13 protein-coding genes are annotated in these 14,858 nt (G+C 30.1%); 9 read left to right on the forward strand and 4 right to left on the reverse strand.

Annotation, left to right across the window (positions count from 1 at the left end; genetic code table 11):
• Window positions 1–69: 69 nt before the first annotated feature.
• Together Q0049_RS04345 and Q0049_RS04350 are read left to right on the forward strand one after the other, a co-directional pair.
• The gene (locus tag Q0049_RS04345) at window positions 70–921 is read left to right on the forward strand and encodes a BadF/BadG/BcrA/BcrD ATPase family protein (RefSeq protein WP_298116963.1); all 852 of its coding nucleotides are present in this window, start codon (window positions 70–72) and stop codon (window positions 919–921) included.
• 62 nt (window positions 922–983) lie between these two features.
• The gene (locus tag Q0049_RS04350; protein ID WP_298116965.1) at window positions 984–1,358 is read left to right on the forward strand and encodes a methylglyoxal synthase; all 375 of its coding nucleotides are present in this window, start codon (window positions 984–986) and stop codon (window positions 1,356–1,358) included.
• A gap of 6 nt (window positions 1,359–1,364) precedes the next feature.
• On the opposite strand, the gene Q0049_RS04355 is transcribed toward Q0049_RS04350, so the two are convergent.
• From Q0049_RS04355 to Q0049_RS04370, 4 genes are all read right to left on the reverse strand, one after another.
• Entirely contained in the window at window positions 1,365–2,378 is a 1,014-nt protein-coding gene (locus Q0049_RS04355) for a hypothetical protein (RefSeq protein WP_298116967.1), read from the reverse strand.
• Between the two features lie 151 nt (window positions 2,379–2,529).
• Window positions 2,530–2,985, reverse strand: coding sequence for a hypothetical protein (locus tag Q0049_RS04360; RefSeq protein WP_298116969.1), 456 nt, complete (start codon window positions 2,983–2,985; stop codon window positions 2,530–2,532).
• Window positions 2,986–3,105: 120 nt separating this feature from the next.
• Window positions 3,106–3,486 (reverse strand): RidA family protein, encoded by a 381-nt coding sequence (locus Q0049_RS04365; RefSeq protein ID WP_298116971.1) that lies wholly within the window; start codon window positions 3,484–3,486, stop codon window positions 3,106–3,108.
• 120 nt (window positions 3,487–3,606) lie between these two features.
• Window positions 3,607–6,333 carry a putative LPS assembly protein LptD gene (locus tag Q0049_RS04370; RefSeq protein ID WP_298116973.1) on the reverse strand — a complete coding sequence of 909 codons (2,727 nt, stop codon included), beginning with the start codon at window positions 6,331–6,333 and terminating at the stop codon, window positions 3,607–3,609.
• Between the two features lie 83 nt (window positions 6,334–6,416).
• Here Q0049_RS04370 and Q0049_RS04375 point away from each other — a divergent pair, with 83 nt between their 5' ends.
• The 7 genes from Q0049_RS04375 (at window position 6,417) to Q0049_RS04405 (ending at window position 14,847) form a co-directional block, all read left to right on the forward strand.
• Window positions 6,417–7,565 carry an N-acetylmuramoyl-L-alanine amidase gene (locus Q0049_RS04375; protein ID WP_298116975.1) on the forward strand — a complete coding sequence of 383 codons (1,149 nt, stop codon included), beginning with the start codon at window positions 6,417–6,419 and terminating at the stop codon, window positions 7,563–7,565.
• A 35-nt stretch (window positions 7,566–7,600) separates the two neighbouring features.
• The gene (locus tag Q0049_RS04380) at window positions 7,601–8,554 is read left to right on the forward strand and encodes an MlaD family protein (RefSeq protein ID WP_298116977.1); all 954 of its coding nucleotides are present in this window, start codon (window positions 7,601–7,603) and stop codon (window positions 8,552–8,554) included.
• A gap of 15 nt (window positions 8,555–8,569) precedes the next feature.
• On the forward strand, window positions 8,570–9,904 hold the full coding sequence (locus Q0049_RS04385; protein ID WP_298116980.1) for a (Fe-S)-binding protein: 1,335 nt from the start codon (window positions 8,570–8,572) through the stop codon (window positions 9,902–9,904).
• An 89-nt stretch (window positions 9,905–9,993) separates the two neighbouring features.
• On the forward strand, window positions 9,994–10,440 hold the full coding sequence (locus Q0049_RS04390; protein WP_298116981.1) for a phosphoheptose isomerase: 447 nt from the start codon (window positions 9,994–9,996) through the stop codon (window positions 10,438–10,440).
• A gap of 76 nt (window positions 10,441–10,516) precedes the next feature.
• Complete coding sequence (locus Q0049_RS04395) at window positions 10,517–11,308, forward strand: (Fe-S)-binding protein (RefSeq protein ID WP_298116983.1); 792 nt, start codon at window positions 10,517–10,519, stop codon at window positions 11,306–11,308.
• A 53-nt stretch (window positions 11,309–11,361) separates the two neighbouring features.
• Entirely contained in the window at window positions 11,362–11,844 is a 483-nt protein-coding gene (locus Q0049_RS04400; RefSeq protein WP_298116985.1) for an ABC transporter ATPase, read from the forward strand.
• A gap of 9 nt (window positions 11,845–11,853) precedes the next feature.
• Window positions 11,854–14,847, forward strand: coding sequence for a glycoside hydrolase family 3 N-terminal domain-containing protein (locus Q0049_RS04405; protein WP_298116987.1), 2,994 nt, complete (start codon window positions 11,854–11,856; stop codon window positions 14,845–14,847).
• Window positions 14,848–14,858: the final 11 nt, after the last annotated feature.

A 14,858-nucleotide genomic window follows, 5' to 3' on the forward strand; every position in this document is an offset into this window, starting at 1 on the left:
ATCTATATTTCCCGATGACTTTTTATAAGTTATCGGGATTTTTTATACCAACCCAAACAAACCCAAACTATGAAATTATTAGTTGATAGTGGATCTACTAAAGCTGATTGGATTGCAATTGATGAAAATGGCAAAGTATTATTCACAACTCAAACCTTAGGACTAAATCCTGAAGTTTTAGATAAAGAAGAAGTAATCAATCGTCTTGAAGATAAATTTGATATTTCTCATAACAAAACAAAAGCTACACATCTGTTTTTTTATGGAGCAGGTTGTGGCACTGATAGAATGAAAAATTTTTTATCAGAAGTTTTTCAAGAGTATTTTCCAAATGCTGTTGTTGTAGTTCATGAAGACACGTATGCAGCAGTTTATGCAACAACTCCAAAAGATGAAGAAGCCATTGTTTGTATTTTAGGTACTGGTTCAAATTGCAGCTATTTTGATGGAAAAGTGTTGCATCAAAAAGTACAATCACTTGGCTATATTGCTATGGATGATGGTTCAGGAAATCGTTTTGGACGTCATTTATTGCGTGGTTATTATTTTAATAAAATGCCTAGCGATTTAGCAAAAGAATTTGAAGAAGAATACAATGTTGATGCCGATTATATCAAAGCTAATTTATACAAAGAATCGAATCCTAATGCTTATTTAGCAACGTTTGCCAAATTTATTATCAAACACAAAGACACAGAGTTTTGTAAAAAAATCATTTACAAAGAATTGAAAAAATTTGCTAAAAATTATATTATGCAATATGACAATTGCAAAGATATTCCAGTTCATTTTGTTGGTTCCATTGCTTTTTATTTGAAAGATGAATTGACAGAGATTTTGAATAAATATGATATTAAAGTAGGAAACGTTTTGCGACGTCCAATTGATGGATTGATTGCTTATCACGTTTTAAATAAATAATTAAAAAGAAACCTGACCATTACGTCAGGTTTTTTTATTTTTACATCAATAATTTTTTATAAATGGAAATCGCAATAATTGCCCACGACGGAAAAAAAGCTGATATGGTTCAGTTTCTAAATAAAAATAAAGAAATTCTTTTAAAAGAAAATATAAAACTCATTGCTACTGGAACAACAGGTTCAAAGGCAGAAGCTGCAGGTTTTAAAGTAAAGAAAATGCTTTCCGGACCACTTGGTGGCGATGCCCAAATTGCTGCTCGTGTAGCCGAAGGAAAAACAAAAATGGTTTTATTCTTCAAAGATCCAATGTCAAATCATCCTCATGAAGTAGATATCAATATGCTAATTCGTGTTTGCGATGTTCACAATGTTCCTTTAGCTACTAATGAAGCAACCGCGCAATTGTTGTTATTGGGTATTGATGGGTTGAAGTAGAGAAGGTTATAATTTTTTTCTTAATCCAATTTTTGTGCTATCAATTTCTAATCTTGGATAAATATCATCATTTGTATTTATTTTTCTATCTGGACCAAATGATTTTAAAACATATTTATCATTTTTAACTTTGTAGTATAATTCAATACTTTTTTCAGTTTCAAATATTTCATTTATAATAATGAAAGAATTTTTATTTTTAATTTCATTTAGTTTTTCAGGATATTTTCCTTTTGCAATTTTGTAAAATTCAATTTGCTTTACTAAATCATTTAGATTTCCCTGAGTAATTTCTATAATTTGTTTATCAATGGATTTTGAAAAATAATCTGAATTATCAATAAAAGTTAAAATTGTCCAAAAAACAATTGTAAATAATATATCTATAACTCCAATAAAAATTAGTTTCAAATCTTTTCTTATTAAACCAATAATAGATAAAATTATACCAATTATTAAGCCGATGTTTGGAATTAATCCAAGGAAACCTAACCAATAAATATTCCTTGATTTTTTTACAGTTGAAACTGTGTTTGATGTTATTATTTTGCTTTTAATTTTTCCAATTATGTTGGCAATTTCTTCGTTTTTTAATTCTTTTTTATTAATTGTTATTGATGTGTTGTTTTCTAAAATAACAATAATGTAATTTGTTAAATCTTCTATACTTTTTATTAAACTCCAATCATATTTAGTTGGATTTTCTTTTCCAAATATAATTCCATCATCTTCTAAAAAAATAGATGTTTCACCAATATATAAAGGATTTTCTTTTATTAAATCGTCAGTTTTGTATATGTTGAATAAACTTTTTCCAAATAATAAAATTATTATTCCAAAAAAAGAAATTAAAAAAGTGATAATAAAGATTTTCCAATTAATTGATTTTTCTGCTATTATAAGTGAAATGATTAGAGGAATTAAAAATATAGCAATGATACGTTTCCAAAATTCTTTACGTAACAATTCAATCAAAGCATTTTTATAATCTTCTTGTTTTAGTTTATACTCAATTTTCATTTTTTTAGATATGTTTATCAAAAATATGGCTTACAACTTATAAATAAACGCATTTTTATCATCAACCATTTAAAATTACTTATTAGCGTTTGTAAGTAATTGTAAATATAAAAAAAAATCCTCATGAGTTTTCACTCTCGAGGATTTATAGCTAATTAATTTCATCAATTTTAATGTCAGCTAATTTTAAAATCTTTTGAGTTACTTTTAAAAAGTTTTTATAGGATGTGTTTTTGTCGTTTTTACTTAAACCCCAAATTTTATAAGTAATTTCATTTGTTGTATCTCCAAAACTTAATTCTGTTGAAGCTCCATCAACACCAAATTGAAAATTATTATACAAATCTTTTACTTTAATTTTCATTATTTCTTTTTCAATCTTCATGAAGTCAGAGTTTGAAATCTCTTTTTCACTGATAATCTTATTATTTTCAGAACGTACAATATAACCATTTTGAGTATTATAAGAAGGATAAATTGATATTTCAATTTTGCTATTTCTTTTTATTGAATGGCTATATTCTAAACCTATTCTATCAAGTTTTTCATTCTGAGAAAATACAAATACATTAGTGAAAAGAAAGAATACAATAAGTTGAATTTTCATTTATAAAAAATTAATTAATAATAGTAAATATAAAAAAAATCCTCAAAAGTTTTCACTCTCAAGGATTATGTATTTTTCACTTCGACTGCGCTCAGTGTGACACAATCTGCTAACTGAAATTTACTTCACAGCAATCATAGAAATTTCAACATTTACACCTTTAGGTAAACCAGCCACTTGAACAGTTTCTCTTGCTGGAGCGGTTTTTTCATCAAAATAACTTCCGTAAACGCTGTTGATTCTTGCAAAGTCATTCATATCCATAATGAAAATAGTTGTTTTTACTACATTTTCAAAAGTCATTTCTGCCGCTTCAAGAACGGCTTTCATGTTTTCCATAACTTGTTTGGTTTCAGTTTCAATATTGTCTAAAACCAATTCCATCGTTTGTGGATTTAAAGCAATTTGCCCTGATGTATATAAAGTAGTTCCAACTAAAACCGCTTGGTTATATGGTCCAATTGGAGCAGGAGCATTTTCTGTAATTATTATTTTCTTCATAAATTTATGTTTTATAAGCACTTCGACTGCGCTCAGTGTGACAACTTACCATAGACTTCCAACTTCAACTTCCATCTTCCAATTTCCATCTTCCATCTTCCATCTTCCATCTTCCATCTTCTATCTCAAAGTTCTATCTGGAAGCGAACGTTTATCCCACTTAATATCACTCAAGACACTCGCTTTGATTCCAATAAAAAATCCCCAATAAGTATAATCTCCAAAAGGAACCCAATTGAAATCCATTCGCCAACTCAATAAATCTCGTTCCAATCGAAGTTGGGTAAAAGTGACACCTTTTTGCACAAAATCATATCCTGTGGAAACACCCACTTTCCATTTAGTTGTCAAACTTGTATTAGCAGAAACCATTAAAGAATTGCTGGTAATTTTACTTTCTCGTCTAGCATTACTGTAAGTTATAGAGTAAGCTAAATTCAAATCCCAAGGCAATTTATATTTATAAAACTCACTGACGGATTTCTTTTCGTCTTCCTCGGTAAATTGGCTTTCGCGTCGGTCAGATAAATCCGTGTTACTACCAAATAAATCATCAGTTCGACCACCATTTTTAGCACCTTGCTTGTTTTCTTTTTTCTCAAAATCAGTACTTGCAACAGCATAATTTATAGTCATATTAGAACTCGTCATTCTAAACAAACTTCCACCATTATCTATATTAAAAGTATTGATTCTTCTACCATTATTATCAATTGCATACGGATCAAGTGTAGTAGCAAAATTGAGGTTCATTTTTTGTTTAAACAATTGTGTTCCACCACTAACTCGCATTGGTGCCCAACGAAGCGTATCGGCAGCCATGTCATATCCAGTAGAAAAATTCAAGTTGTTTAAAAGCATAATTTTCTTAGGTTCAGTTTTCGTTGAATCTCTATCAGTTACTTTTGCTTCAAAAGTATTACTCAAACTAAAACCAAGACTATTTGAATAATTTTTTCCTGGTGCACCAAAAATTCCACCTTCAAAACGTGTGTATTCTTTAATCATATTTCCGCTTCCATCAGCAGCATAAGTGTCGTAATATTTATCAAAACTTGGAGCATACGAATGTGAAATACTCGGACGCATGACGTGTCTAATCGATTTGATTCGTTTATCTTCACCAAAATTAAAGGTTCCATAAATAGTAGTTCCAATGCTATTAGAAACATTATAAGTTCTAAATGCATCAAATCCATTTACATCGGTATCAATTACTTTATTTTCGGTTAAATCAAATGATCTTTTTATAGTTTTTAAATACCATACTTCATTATAATTAAGAGAAGTTGAAGCACTAAAATACTTGAAAATTTTAAAATTGGTACTCAACGGAATTGAGTGTTGAAATCCTACTAATGCATCTCTAAACATTTCTGATTTAAAAAATAAGGAATCAGTAGTTGTAATTCTGTTTTCGCCTCTTAGATTATATTGCAAATTGATGTTTTTGAAAAATCCTTTTTTTGCACCATCTTTTGGAGCAAAGGGAAACATTCTATCAACACTTGCCTGTAAAGTAGGCAAAGTCATATTGATAAGTTGCGTTTGTGTATTTTGCGAATGCGTTGCTGTTAATGATACATTTACTTTAGGAACTGTTTCAAACGAAGTAGAGTAGGAAATGGAAGAGCTTAAAGTGTTATTCAAATTTGAACCTACATTGACTTGATTCAAGGATTGTTGGAAATATCTACTACTTCCTAAATTCACCGATGCTGAAAATCTAGAATTTGGATTTGATTTACTGTCTTTACTGTGCGACCATTGAATATTATAAATAGTAGTTTTTGAATAATCAGGATAACCACGTTCACTATTAATTAAGTTTTCGTAACGCAAATTTACATTTCCACTGAATTTATATTTCTTAGCATAACTGGATTCAAAACGCAATCCATAACTTCCATTGGTATAATAATCACCAAGAACAGCCAAGTCATAATTATCGCTCAAGGCAAAATAATAACCACCATTTTGAAGTGTATAACCACGCTGATTGGTGTAATTATAATTAGGAATAATAACTCCAGAACGACTTGTCTCAGTCATTGGGAAGAAAGCAAAAGGTAATGCTAATGGTGTTGGAACATTAGCAATGACTAAATTTGTAGGACCAACAACAACTTTTTTTCCAGGAACAAATTTTACTCTTGAAGTGTAAAAATAATATTCAGGATCGTCAATATTTTTAGAAGTTGTAAAACGCGCACCTTTCATAAAGTAAACAGAATCATTTTCTTTTTTGGTGATTTCTGCTTTTACTCTAAATTCGCCTTGTTCTGTTTTTGAATTCCAAACTAATGCTTTTTTAGTTTTGTAATTAAATCGGATAGAATCTGGTTCAATAACATTTGAACCTTGTTTAAAAACAGGATATTGAATATATTTTCCAGTAGAATCTTTTAATCTTCCAGCGTAAACTTCTTCTTTTTGGTAATCAAAAACGATAATTCCTGCTTTTAATTCATAATCTTGATAGTATAATTCGGCACCATCATTAAGAGTTATCAACTTTTTTTTATTGTCAAAGCGAGCATAATTTTTAGCTTTATACCTAACTTTTCCCTCTAAAACGCCTTTTTTATTTTTTAAAGAATCACCATTTATTACGGTAACTTTCTCCTTAATAACGAGTTCGCTTCCTTCTAAATCACTCGTTTCTTTTGCTTTAGTTTGCTGATTATTAGCAGGAAACGGTTTGCTTTCTTTGGGTAATTCTTGCGAATAAGATTTGCTACTTCCAATTGTTAGGAAATATGCTAATAAAACGATATAAAATAAGTTTGTACGCAAAGGTTTAAATACTATTTTTGTAAAAATATGGCTTGATTTTTGGAGAGCCAAACTTACATATTATTTTTCGTCAAAAATAGAGAAATAATAATTTTAAAACCTTGCAGTTTTAATTAAAATTAACTTTTAGAATTATGAAAATAAAAAATAGATTTCAATTTATAGTATCATTAGCTTTAATTTTAAGCTCAACATATTCATTTTCACAAGCTGAAAAATTTAAAGTTGCTCTTGATGCAGGTCATGGATCGCACGATTTTGGTGCAGTTTATTCAGGTCATGTTGAAAAAAATATAAATTTAGCTATCGTATTAAAAGTTGGAAAAATACTAGAAAAAAATCCAAATATAGAGGTTATTTATACCCGTAAAACAGATATTTTTATCGATTTAGTAGAACGTGCTAATATTGCTAATCGAGCTGATGCTAATATTTTTGTCTCTGTTCATTGTAATGCTAATAAAAATACAGCTGCTTTTGGTTCAGAAACCTTTGTTATGGGTATGACTAAAAATGCTTCTAATCTTGAAGCTGCGAAAAAAGAAAATGAAGTAATCAAATTAGAGAAAGATTACAAGCAAAAATATGAGGGATATAATCCAAATGCTCCCGAATCATTAATTGGAATGACTTTAATTCAAGAAGAATACATGGAAAACAGTATTGCTCTTGCAGGAAAAATTCAAGATAATTTTAAAAACGATATGGGTGTAAAAAGTAGAGGAGTTAGTCAAGCGCCATTTATGGTTTTACACAAATCTTATATGCCAAGAGTTTTGATAGAAACAGGGTTTATTTCAAATAAAGAGGAAGGTTCAAGATTAGATTCTGAAGAAGGACAAAATGACATTGCTCAAGCAATTGCAGAAGCCATTGTTAGCTATAAAAAGGATTTTCATGGAGAATCAAGTAATGAGCCTAAAATTGATAAACCAGTTCGAAGAGTTGTTGAAAAACCTGTAGAAGTTAGTAAACCAGATTCTGTAAAAGAAGAATCAATTGAAAAAGTGAATGAGGTTATTGATGAAAAAGGAATCGTTTTTAAAGTACAACTTTCAGCTAGTGCTAAGAAACTTGATTTGACTCCAAGTAATTTTAAAGGATTGAAAAATATTACAAGTTCATACAATAATGGATTGTACAAATATATGTATGGTGCAACTTCAAATCATGAACAAGCAAAAAAATTATTGCAAGAAGCAAAAGCAAAAGGTTATTCAACTGCCTACTTAATTGCTTTTAAAGATGGAAAAAGTATAAACATCCAAGAGGCAATCAAATAAAAACACTAATTTTGTACCAATAAAAAAAAGATATTTTGAAATTATCAAGAGAAATTAAAACCGCTATTTTAGTCATATCTGCCATTCTTCTGTTTATTTGGGGATATAGTTTTTTGAAAGGAAGAGATTTATTTACAAACTACAAAACATTTTATGTTGAGTATGCTAATGTAGAAGGATTGACCATGTCTTCACCTGTAACTATTAACGGATTAAATATTGGAAAAGTAAATTCTATAAATTTAGATGACAAGTCGGGAAAATTATTAGTGGAACTTCAAGTAAATTCTGATTATCCAATTTCAAAATCGAGTTTAGCAGAAATTTATGCTCCAAGTCCAATTGGAGGAAGACAAATTGCAATTATTCCAAATATAGAGGATAAATCAATTGCGGTTTCCGGAGACTATTTAAAATCGTCTAGTAAATTAGGTTTAACCGATGCTTTAGCTCTTCAAATAGAACCCTTAAAAGATAAAATCGAAAAACTTTTGGACAATGCTAATACAATGTTAGTGAGTGTAAATGGAGTTTTAGACGCAAAAACTAGAGAAAATTTAAGAAGCAGTTTAGCAAATTTGAATGAAGTGATGGTGGAATTTAAATCGATTTCAAAATCTACAAGCTCTTTACTAGCTGATAATAAAAGCAAAATTGGAAATACGATGTCAAACGTAGAAAAAGCTTCTGCTAATTTTACAAAAGTTTCCGATTCATTAGCTAAAATCAATCTTGCTCCAACAGTAAAAACACTTGAAAAAACATTAGCTAATGTTGATAAAATGTTGGCAGATATGCAATCAGGTAAAGGAACAATGGGTAAATTAATGAAAGACGATGCGATGTATAATAACTTTACGAAAGCTTCTAAAGAACTTGAATTACTTTTACAAGATTTACGATTATATCCAACACGTTATGTAAATGTTTCACTTTTTGGAAAGAAAAACAAACCATACAAAGCACCTACAAACGACACTATTAAATAGCATAAAAAAACTATTATGGGAATTTTAGCCAACCTATTTTTTGCAATATTATTAATCATCGGATTTGGATATTTTACAATTAATGTAAAAAAACTTATCCGAAATATTAAACTTGGACAAGTTGTAAATCGTTCAGATAATTCCTCTGAAAGATGGAAGAATATGGCAATGATTGCACTTGGTCAATCTAAAATGATCAAAAGACCAGTTGCAGGTTTTCTACACATAATTGTTTATGTAGGTTTTGTAATCATCAACATTGAATTATTAGAAATCATCATCGACGGACTTTTTAGCACGCACCGAATTTTCAAATTCATGGGTGGTTTGTATGATGTACTTATTGGTTCCTTCGAAATTCTAGCATTTTTGGTTCTTGTTGCCGTAATCATTTTTTGGATTAGAAGAAACGTTACTAAATTGAAACGTTTTACAAGTACTGATTTGGATGGAAAACCCAGAAATGATGCAAATTACATTTTGTATTTTGAAGTAGTTTTGATGTCATTATTCCTTTTAATGAATGCTGCCGATTTACATCTTCAAAATCTTCCGGAAGTTTTTGGTCACTATGAAAAAGCAGGTTCGTTTCCAATTTCACAGTTTCTTACTCCTATTTTCGATGGAATGAGTTCTCAATTAGTATTTATGTTAGAAAGAACATTTTGGTGGTTGCACATCATCGGAATTTTAATTTTCTTAAATTATTTATATTTCTCTAAACATTTACATATTCTTTTAGCTTTCCCAAATACGTATTTTGCAGATTTGAATGCCAAAGGAAAATTTGATAATTTAGAAAGTGTTACAAAAGAAGTAAAATTAATGATGGATCCAAATGCCGATCCATTTGCAGCGCAACCCGTTGATGAAAATGCAGTTCCAAGTAAATTTGGAGCTTCAGATGTAATGGATTTGAATTGGGTGCAATTATTGAACGCATACACTTGTACCGAATGTGGTCGTTGTACTTCAGCTTGTCCTGCAAATCAAACAGGTAAAAAATTGTCTCCACGTAAAATTATGATGGACACAAGAGATAGATTGGAAGAAGTAGGAAGAAATATCGATAAAAACAAAGGTGTTTTTGTTCCAGATAATGTTTCCTTATTAAACAATTATATTACTGCTGAAGAATTATGGGCTTGTACATCATGTAATGCATGTGTTGAAGAATGTCCAGTAAATATTAGTCCGTTATCAATCATAATGGATATGCGTCGATTCTTGGTTATGGAGCAAAGTGCGGCACCACAATCATTAAACGCCATGATGACCAATATTGAAAATAACGGTGCGCCATGGCAGTACAATCAAATGGATCGATTGAATTGGAAAGATGAACAATAAATAATTTAATTAAATATAATGATAATTTTCCATGTTGTGAGGATTGGAAACTTGTCTAAATGAATGTGAAATAATAAAATTTAAAAAAAATGAAAGCGGAAGACATTGACAAAACCTTACAACCAGTTACTGAAAACGGACAACATTTAAGTCCAATTTTACCAGAAGGAGTAAAAAATTATTTAATTGATATTGACGGAACTATCTGTGATGATATTCCTAATGAAGAACCAGAACGAATGTTAACAGCAGAAGTGTATCCTGATGCTCTAATTACATTAAATAAATGGTATGATGAAGGTCATATTATCTTTTTCTTCACTTCTAGAACAGAAGCACATAGAGAATATACGGAGCGTTGGTTAAAACAACACGGTTTCAAATATCACGGAATGGTAATGGGAAAACCTCGTGGAGGAAATTACCATTGGATTGATAATCATTTGGTGAAAGCAACTCGTTACAGAGGAAAATTCACTGATTTAATAGAAAAAGAAGTAACCATCGAGGTTTTTGACGATGGACAACATGAATAATATTAAATATACGATTTTAGATATTAGATTTTTAAAATAGATCTAATATCTAAATTCTAAAATCTAAAATTAAAAGATGTCAGAAGTATTGAACGTGCCAACAATGGCAGAGATGTTAGCTCAAGGCAAGCAACCAGAAGTATTATTTTGGGTTGGTTGTGCAGGAAGTTTTGACGATAGAGCAAAAAGAATTACCAAAGCATTTGTACGAATTTTGAATCGTGCTAATGTAGAATTTGCTGTTCTGGGAACAGAGGAAAGTTGTACTGGTGATCCTGCAAAACGTGCCGGAAACGAATTTCTTTTTCAAATGCAAGCCATGATGAATATTGAAGTTCTAAATGCTTATGAAGCAAAAAAAATAGTAACAGCTTGTCCGCATTGCTTCAATACTTTGAAAAATGAATATCCAGAATTAGGAGGAAAATATGAAGTTATTCACCATACTGAATTTCTTAAATCATTATTAGATTCAGGTAGATTGACTATTGAAGGTGGACAATTTAAAGGTAAAAAAATTACTTTTCACGATCCTTGTTATTTAGGAAGAGCTAATAATATCTATGAAGCACCAAGAGATTTGATTCAAAAATTAGATGCAGAATTGGTTGAAATGAAACGTTCTAAAGCTAATGGTCTTTGTTGTGGTGCTGGAGGTGCTCAAATGTTTAAAGATGCTGAAAAAGGAGATAAAGAAATTAACATCGAAAGAACGGAAGATGCTCTTGAAACTCAACCAGATATTATTGCTGCGGGTTGCCCATTTTGCAACACAATGATGACTGATGGTGTAAAAAATAAAGAAAAAGAAGCAGAAGTTAAAGTTCTTGATATTGCCGAATTAATTGCAAACGCTCAAGATTTATAAAATAAAACAATTGTCACCCTGAGCGATGTCGAAGGGAAAAATCTAATAATACAATGTACATTCCATTTGAAAATTTACCGCAAGAATCTAGAATTTGGATTTATCAATCCAGTAGAAAATTTTCTGATGAAGAAGTTGCAGATATTGAAAAAGATTTGCTTCAATTTATTGAAAATTGGTCAGCTCACGGAACTTCATTAGAAGCTTCATTTACAATTAGATATAATAGATTTATAGTAATTGCCGTTAATCAAGAATTTCATCCTGCAACTGGTTGTTCTATAGATGCTTCAGTTGGATTTATTCAAAATTTAGAACAAAAGTATAGTGTAGATTTATTAGATAAAATGAATGTAGCTTTCAAACAAGGCGAATTTATTACTTACAAAACACTTTTAGAATTTAAAAAATTAGCAAAAGACAAATCGGTTTCAGAAAACACAATAGTTTTCAATAATCTAGTTAATACTATTGAAGAACTTAATGAAGGTTGGGAAATTCCTGCAAGTGAAAGTTGGCATAGTCGTTTCTTTTAAAAGCTATTGATGAAAAATTTAAAAAATCTATTATTACTATTGTTTATTGCTTTTTTTGTATCGAATTGCTCGACTACAAAGAAAACTTCGAGCCATAAAATTATCAAACCTGAAATTGTTGAAGCTGAAGAATTATATGTTCCGCATATAAAAGCAGAAAGAAAAACTTTTTTTAAAGGTAGCGAAGCAGAAGATCGATGGGTTGATAGTGTTTATAGTCAAATGCCTTTAAATGAAAGGATTGGGCAATTGTTTATGGTTGCTGCTTATTCAAATAAAAACGAAGAACATTTTAGTTCTTTAGACAAACTTGTTTCTGATTATAAAATTGGTGGATTAATTTTCTTTCAAGGCGGACCAAGTCGTCAAGCCAAACTAACCAATCGTTTTCAATCTAAATCTAAGCTTCCTTTATTTATTGGTATTGATGCAGAATGGGGTTTGAGTATGCGTTTAGATTCTACGTATCGTTTTCCTTGGAACATGACTCTTGGTGCAATTCGTGATTTAAAACTTATTGAAAGAGTAGGTGAGCAAATGGGCAAAGAAACCAAAAGAATGGGAATTCATTTTAACTTTGCTCCAGTTATTGATATAAATACCAATCCTTTAAATCCAATTATTGGCAATCGTTCTTTTGGTGAGGATAAAAAAAATGTAACCGATAGAGCAATTGCATTAATGACTGGTGTTCAAAATCAAGGAGTATTTTCCACAGGAAAGCATTTTCCTGGTCATGGCGATACGTCAACCGATTCACATCATACGTTACCAATGGTTAATTTTTCTCGTGAACGAATCGAAAATGTAGAGCTTTATCCATACAAGCGTATGTTTGACGAAGGTTTAGAATCGGTAATGGTTGCACACTTAAACGTTCCAAGTCTTGAACCTCGTGAAAATTATCCAACTTCTTTGTCTTATAATGTTGTAACTGATTTGCTTCAAAAAGAAATGCAATTTGAAGGATTGATTTTTACTGATGCTCTAAATATGAAAGGCGCAAGTAGTTTTAAAAAACCTGGCGATATTGATTTAGAAGCTTTTTTAGCAGGAAACGATATCTTACTTTTTGCAGAAAATGTACCTATTGCTGTTGAAAAAATTACGCAAGCCTATAATGATTCTATAATTTCAGATGATAGAATTGCTCAATCTGTAAAAAAGATTTTGCATTATAAATTTAAAGCAGGGTTGAATAAATATAAACCAGTTGAACTTAATAATATTGTTTCTGATATTAATCCTGTTGATAATGTTTCATTACAATATCAATTGTACGAAAACGCGATTACAGTTTTGAAAAATAATAATGATGTTCTTCCCATTAAAAATTTAGAAACTAAAATTGCTTACGTAAAATTAGGAGATGACAGCAATACACCGTTTGTTTCAACTTTAAAAAAATACACAGAAGTAACTGAAATAGAATTAAATAGTGTAGATAGTTTAAATATTCAGTTGAAGAACTTTGATTTAGTTATTTTGGGTTTTCATAAATCTGATAAAGCATGGAAAAAACATGATTTTACAGATAAAGAGTTACAATTGATTCAAGAAATCGCAAAGAATAATAAAGTTATTTTAGATGTATTTGCCAAACCTTATTCGTTAATTCCAGTTACAGATTTTAGTGAAATTGAAGGTTTAATTATTTCTTATCAAAATGGAGATATCGCTCAAGAAGTTTCTGCTGAATTGATTTTTGGTGCTATTGAAGCCAAAGGAGTTTTACCTGTTTCGATTAATGATAATTTCAAATTTAACGATGGTTTATCAACCGAAAAAGTTGATAGACTTGGATTTACAACTCCTGAAAACGTTGGAATGAGTTCATCTAAATTGGCTGAAATTGAAACTTATGCTAAAAAAGCAATTGATGGCAAAATGGCTCCGGGAATGCAAATTCTGGTTGCAAGAAAAGGTAAAGTTGTTTATCAAAAATCTTTCGGGTATCATACTTATAAAAAGCAAACTAAAGTTCAAAATTCTGATATTTATGATGTTGCTTCTGTAACTAAAATGGTTTCAACTTTACCAAATGTCATGCAATTGTACGATAAAGGAAAGGTAAATTTAGATACTCGTTTAGGTGAAATGTTGCCACTTTTTAAAAGCACCAACAAAGATTCAATTTCATTTAAAGAATTATTATCTCACAATGCACGTTTACAAGCTTGGGAACCATTTTATAAAGAAACTTTAGATATCGATAAATGTCCTGCTGATAAGTATTATTCTTTATTTTATAAAAAAGGTTTTACTAAACAAGTTGCTGAAAATCTATATATTAGAGATGATTATCAAGATACAATTATGAAAAAAATTGTTGACAGTAAATTATTACCTAAAAAAGAATACAAATACAGTGACTTTACTTTCATCATTTTAAAAGATTATTTAGAGAAAGCTACAGGAAAATCAATCGATGAATTGAGTACGCAACATTTTTTCAAACCACTTGGAATGAATAATACAATGTACAATCCGTTGCGAAAATTTGATATGAGTGTTATTCCTCCTACAGATGATGATACTTACTTTCGTCATGCAACAATTCAAGGTTATGTGCACGATATGGAAGCGGCTATGGAAGGTGGAATTGCTGGTCATGCCGGAATTTTTTCAAATGCTATGGATATAGCAAAAATGATGCAACTCTTTTTAAACAAAGGAACGTATAGCGGAAAACAATATTTTTCACCTGAAACATTCGATGTATTTAATACAAGATATTTTGAAACAGAAGGAAGTCGAAGAGGTTTAGGATTTGACAAACCACAGCTTGGAAAAGAAGGGCCAACTTGTGGTTGTGTTTCAAGTAAGAGTTTTGGACATACTGGTTTTACAGGAACAATGGCTTGGGCTGATCCAGAAACAGAAATTATTTATATTTTCCTTTCTAATAGAACCTTTCCAGATTCTAATGCAGCAAATAAATTATCAAAAGAAAACATTCGTGAAGATATTCAAAGAATAATTCAGGAAGCAATTATAAAATAGTTTAACGATTA

This window comes from Flavobacterium sp. (assembly GCF_027484205.1).
Classification (GTDB): domain Bacteria; phylum Bacteroidota; class Bacteroidia; order Flavobacteriales; family Flavobacteriaceae; genus Flavobacterium.

Bases quoted from the DNA above. Each gene is read 5' to 3' on its own strand.
- Q0049_RS04390 (WP_298116981.1), top strand. From the start codon at position 9,994: ATGAAAGCGGAAGACATTGACAAAACCTTACAACCAGTTACTGAAAAC.
- Q0049_RS04405 (WP_298116987.1), top strand. From the start codon at position 11,854: ATGAAAAATTTAAAAAATCTATTATTACTATTGTTTATTGCTTTTTTT.
- Q0049_RS04385 (WP_298116980.1), top strand. From the start codon at position 8,570: ATGGGAATTTTAGCCAACCTATTTTTTGCAATATTATTAATCATCGGA.
- Q0049_RS04360 (WP_298116969.1), bottom strand. From the start codon at position 2,985: ATGAAAATTCAACTTATTGTATTCTTTCTTTTCACTAATGTATTTGTA.
- Q0049_RS04395 (WP_298116983.1), top strand. From the start codon at position 10,517: ATGTCAGAAGTATTGAACGTGCCAACAATGGCAGAGATGTTAGCTCAA.
- Q0049_RS04400 (WP_298116985.1), top strand. From the start codon at position 11,362: ATGTACATTCCATTTGAAAATTTACCGCAAGAATCTAGAATTTGGATT.
- Q0049_RS04350 (WP_298116965.1), top strand. From the start codon at position 984: ATGGAAATCGCAATAATTGCCCACGACGGAAAAAAAGCTGATATGGTT.
- Q0049_RS04355 (WP_298116967.1), bottom strand. From the start codon at position 2,378: ATGAAAATTGAGTATAAACTAAAACAAGAAGATTATAAAAATGCTTTG.
- Q0049_RS04345 (WP_298116963.1), top strand. From the start codon at position 70: ATGAAATTATTAGTTGATAGTGGATCTACTAAAGCTGATTGGATTGCA.
- Q0049_RS04365 (WP_298116971.1), bottom strand. From the start codon at position 3,486: ATGAAGAAAATAATAATTACAGAAAATGCTCCTGCTCCAATTGGACCA.
- Q0049_RS04375 (WP_298116975.1), top strand. From the start codon at position 6,417: ATGAAAATAAAAAATAGATTTCAATTTATAGTATCATTAGCTTTAATT.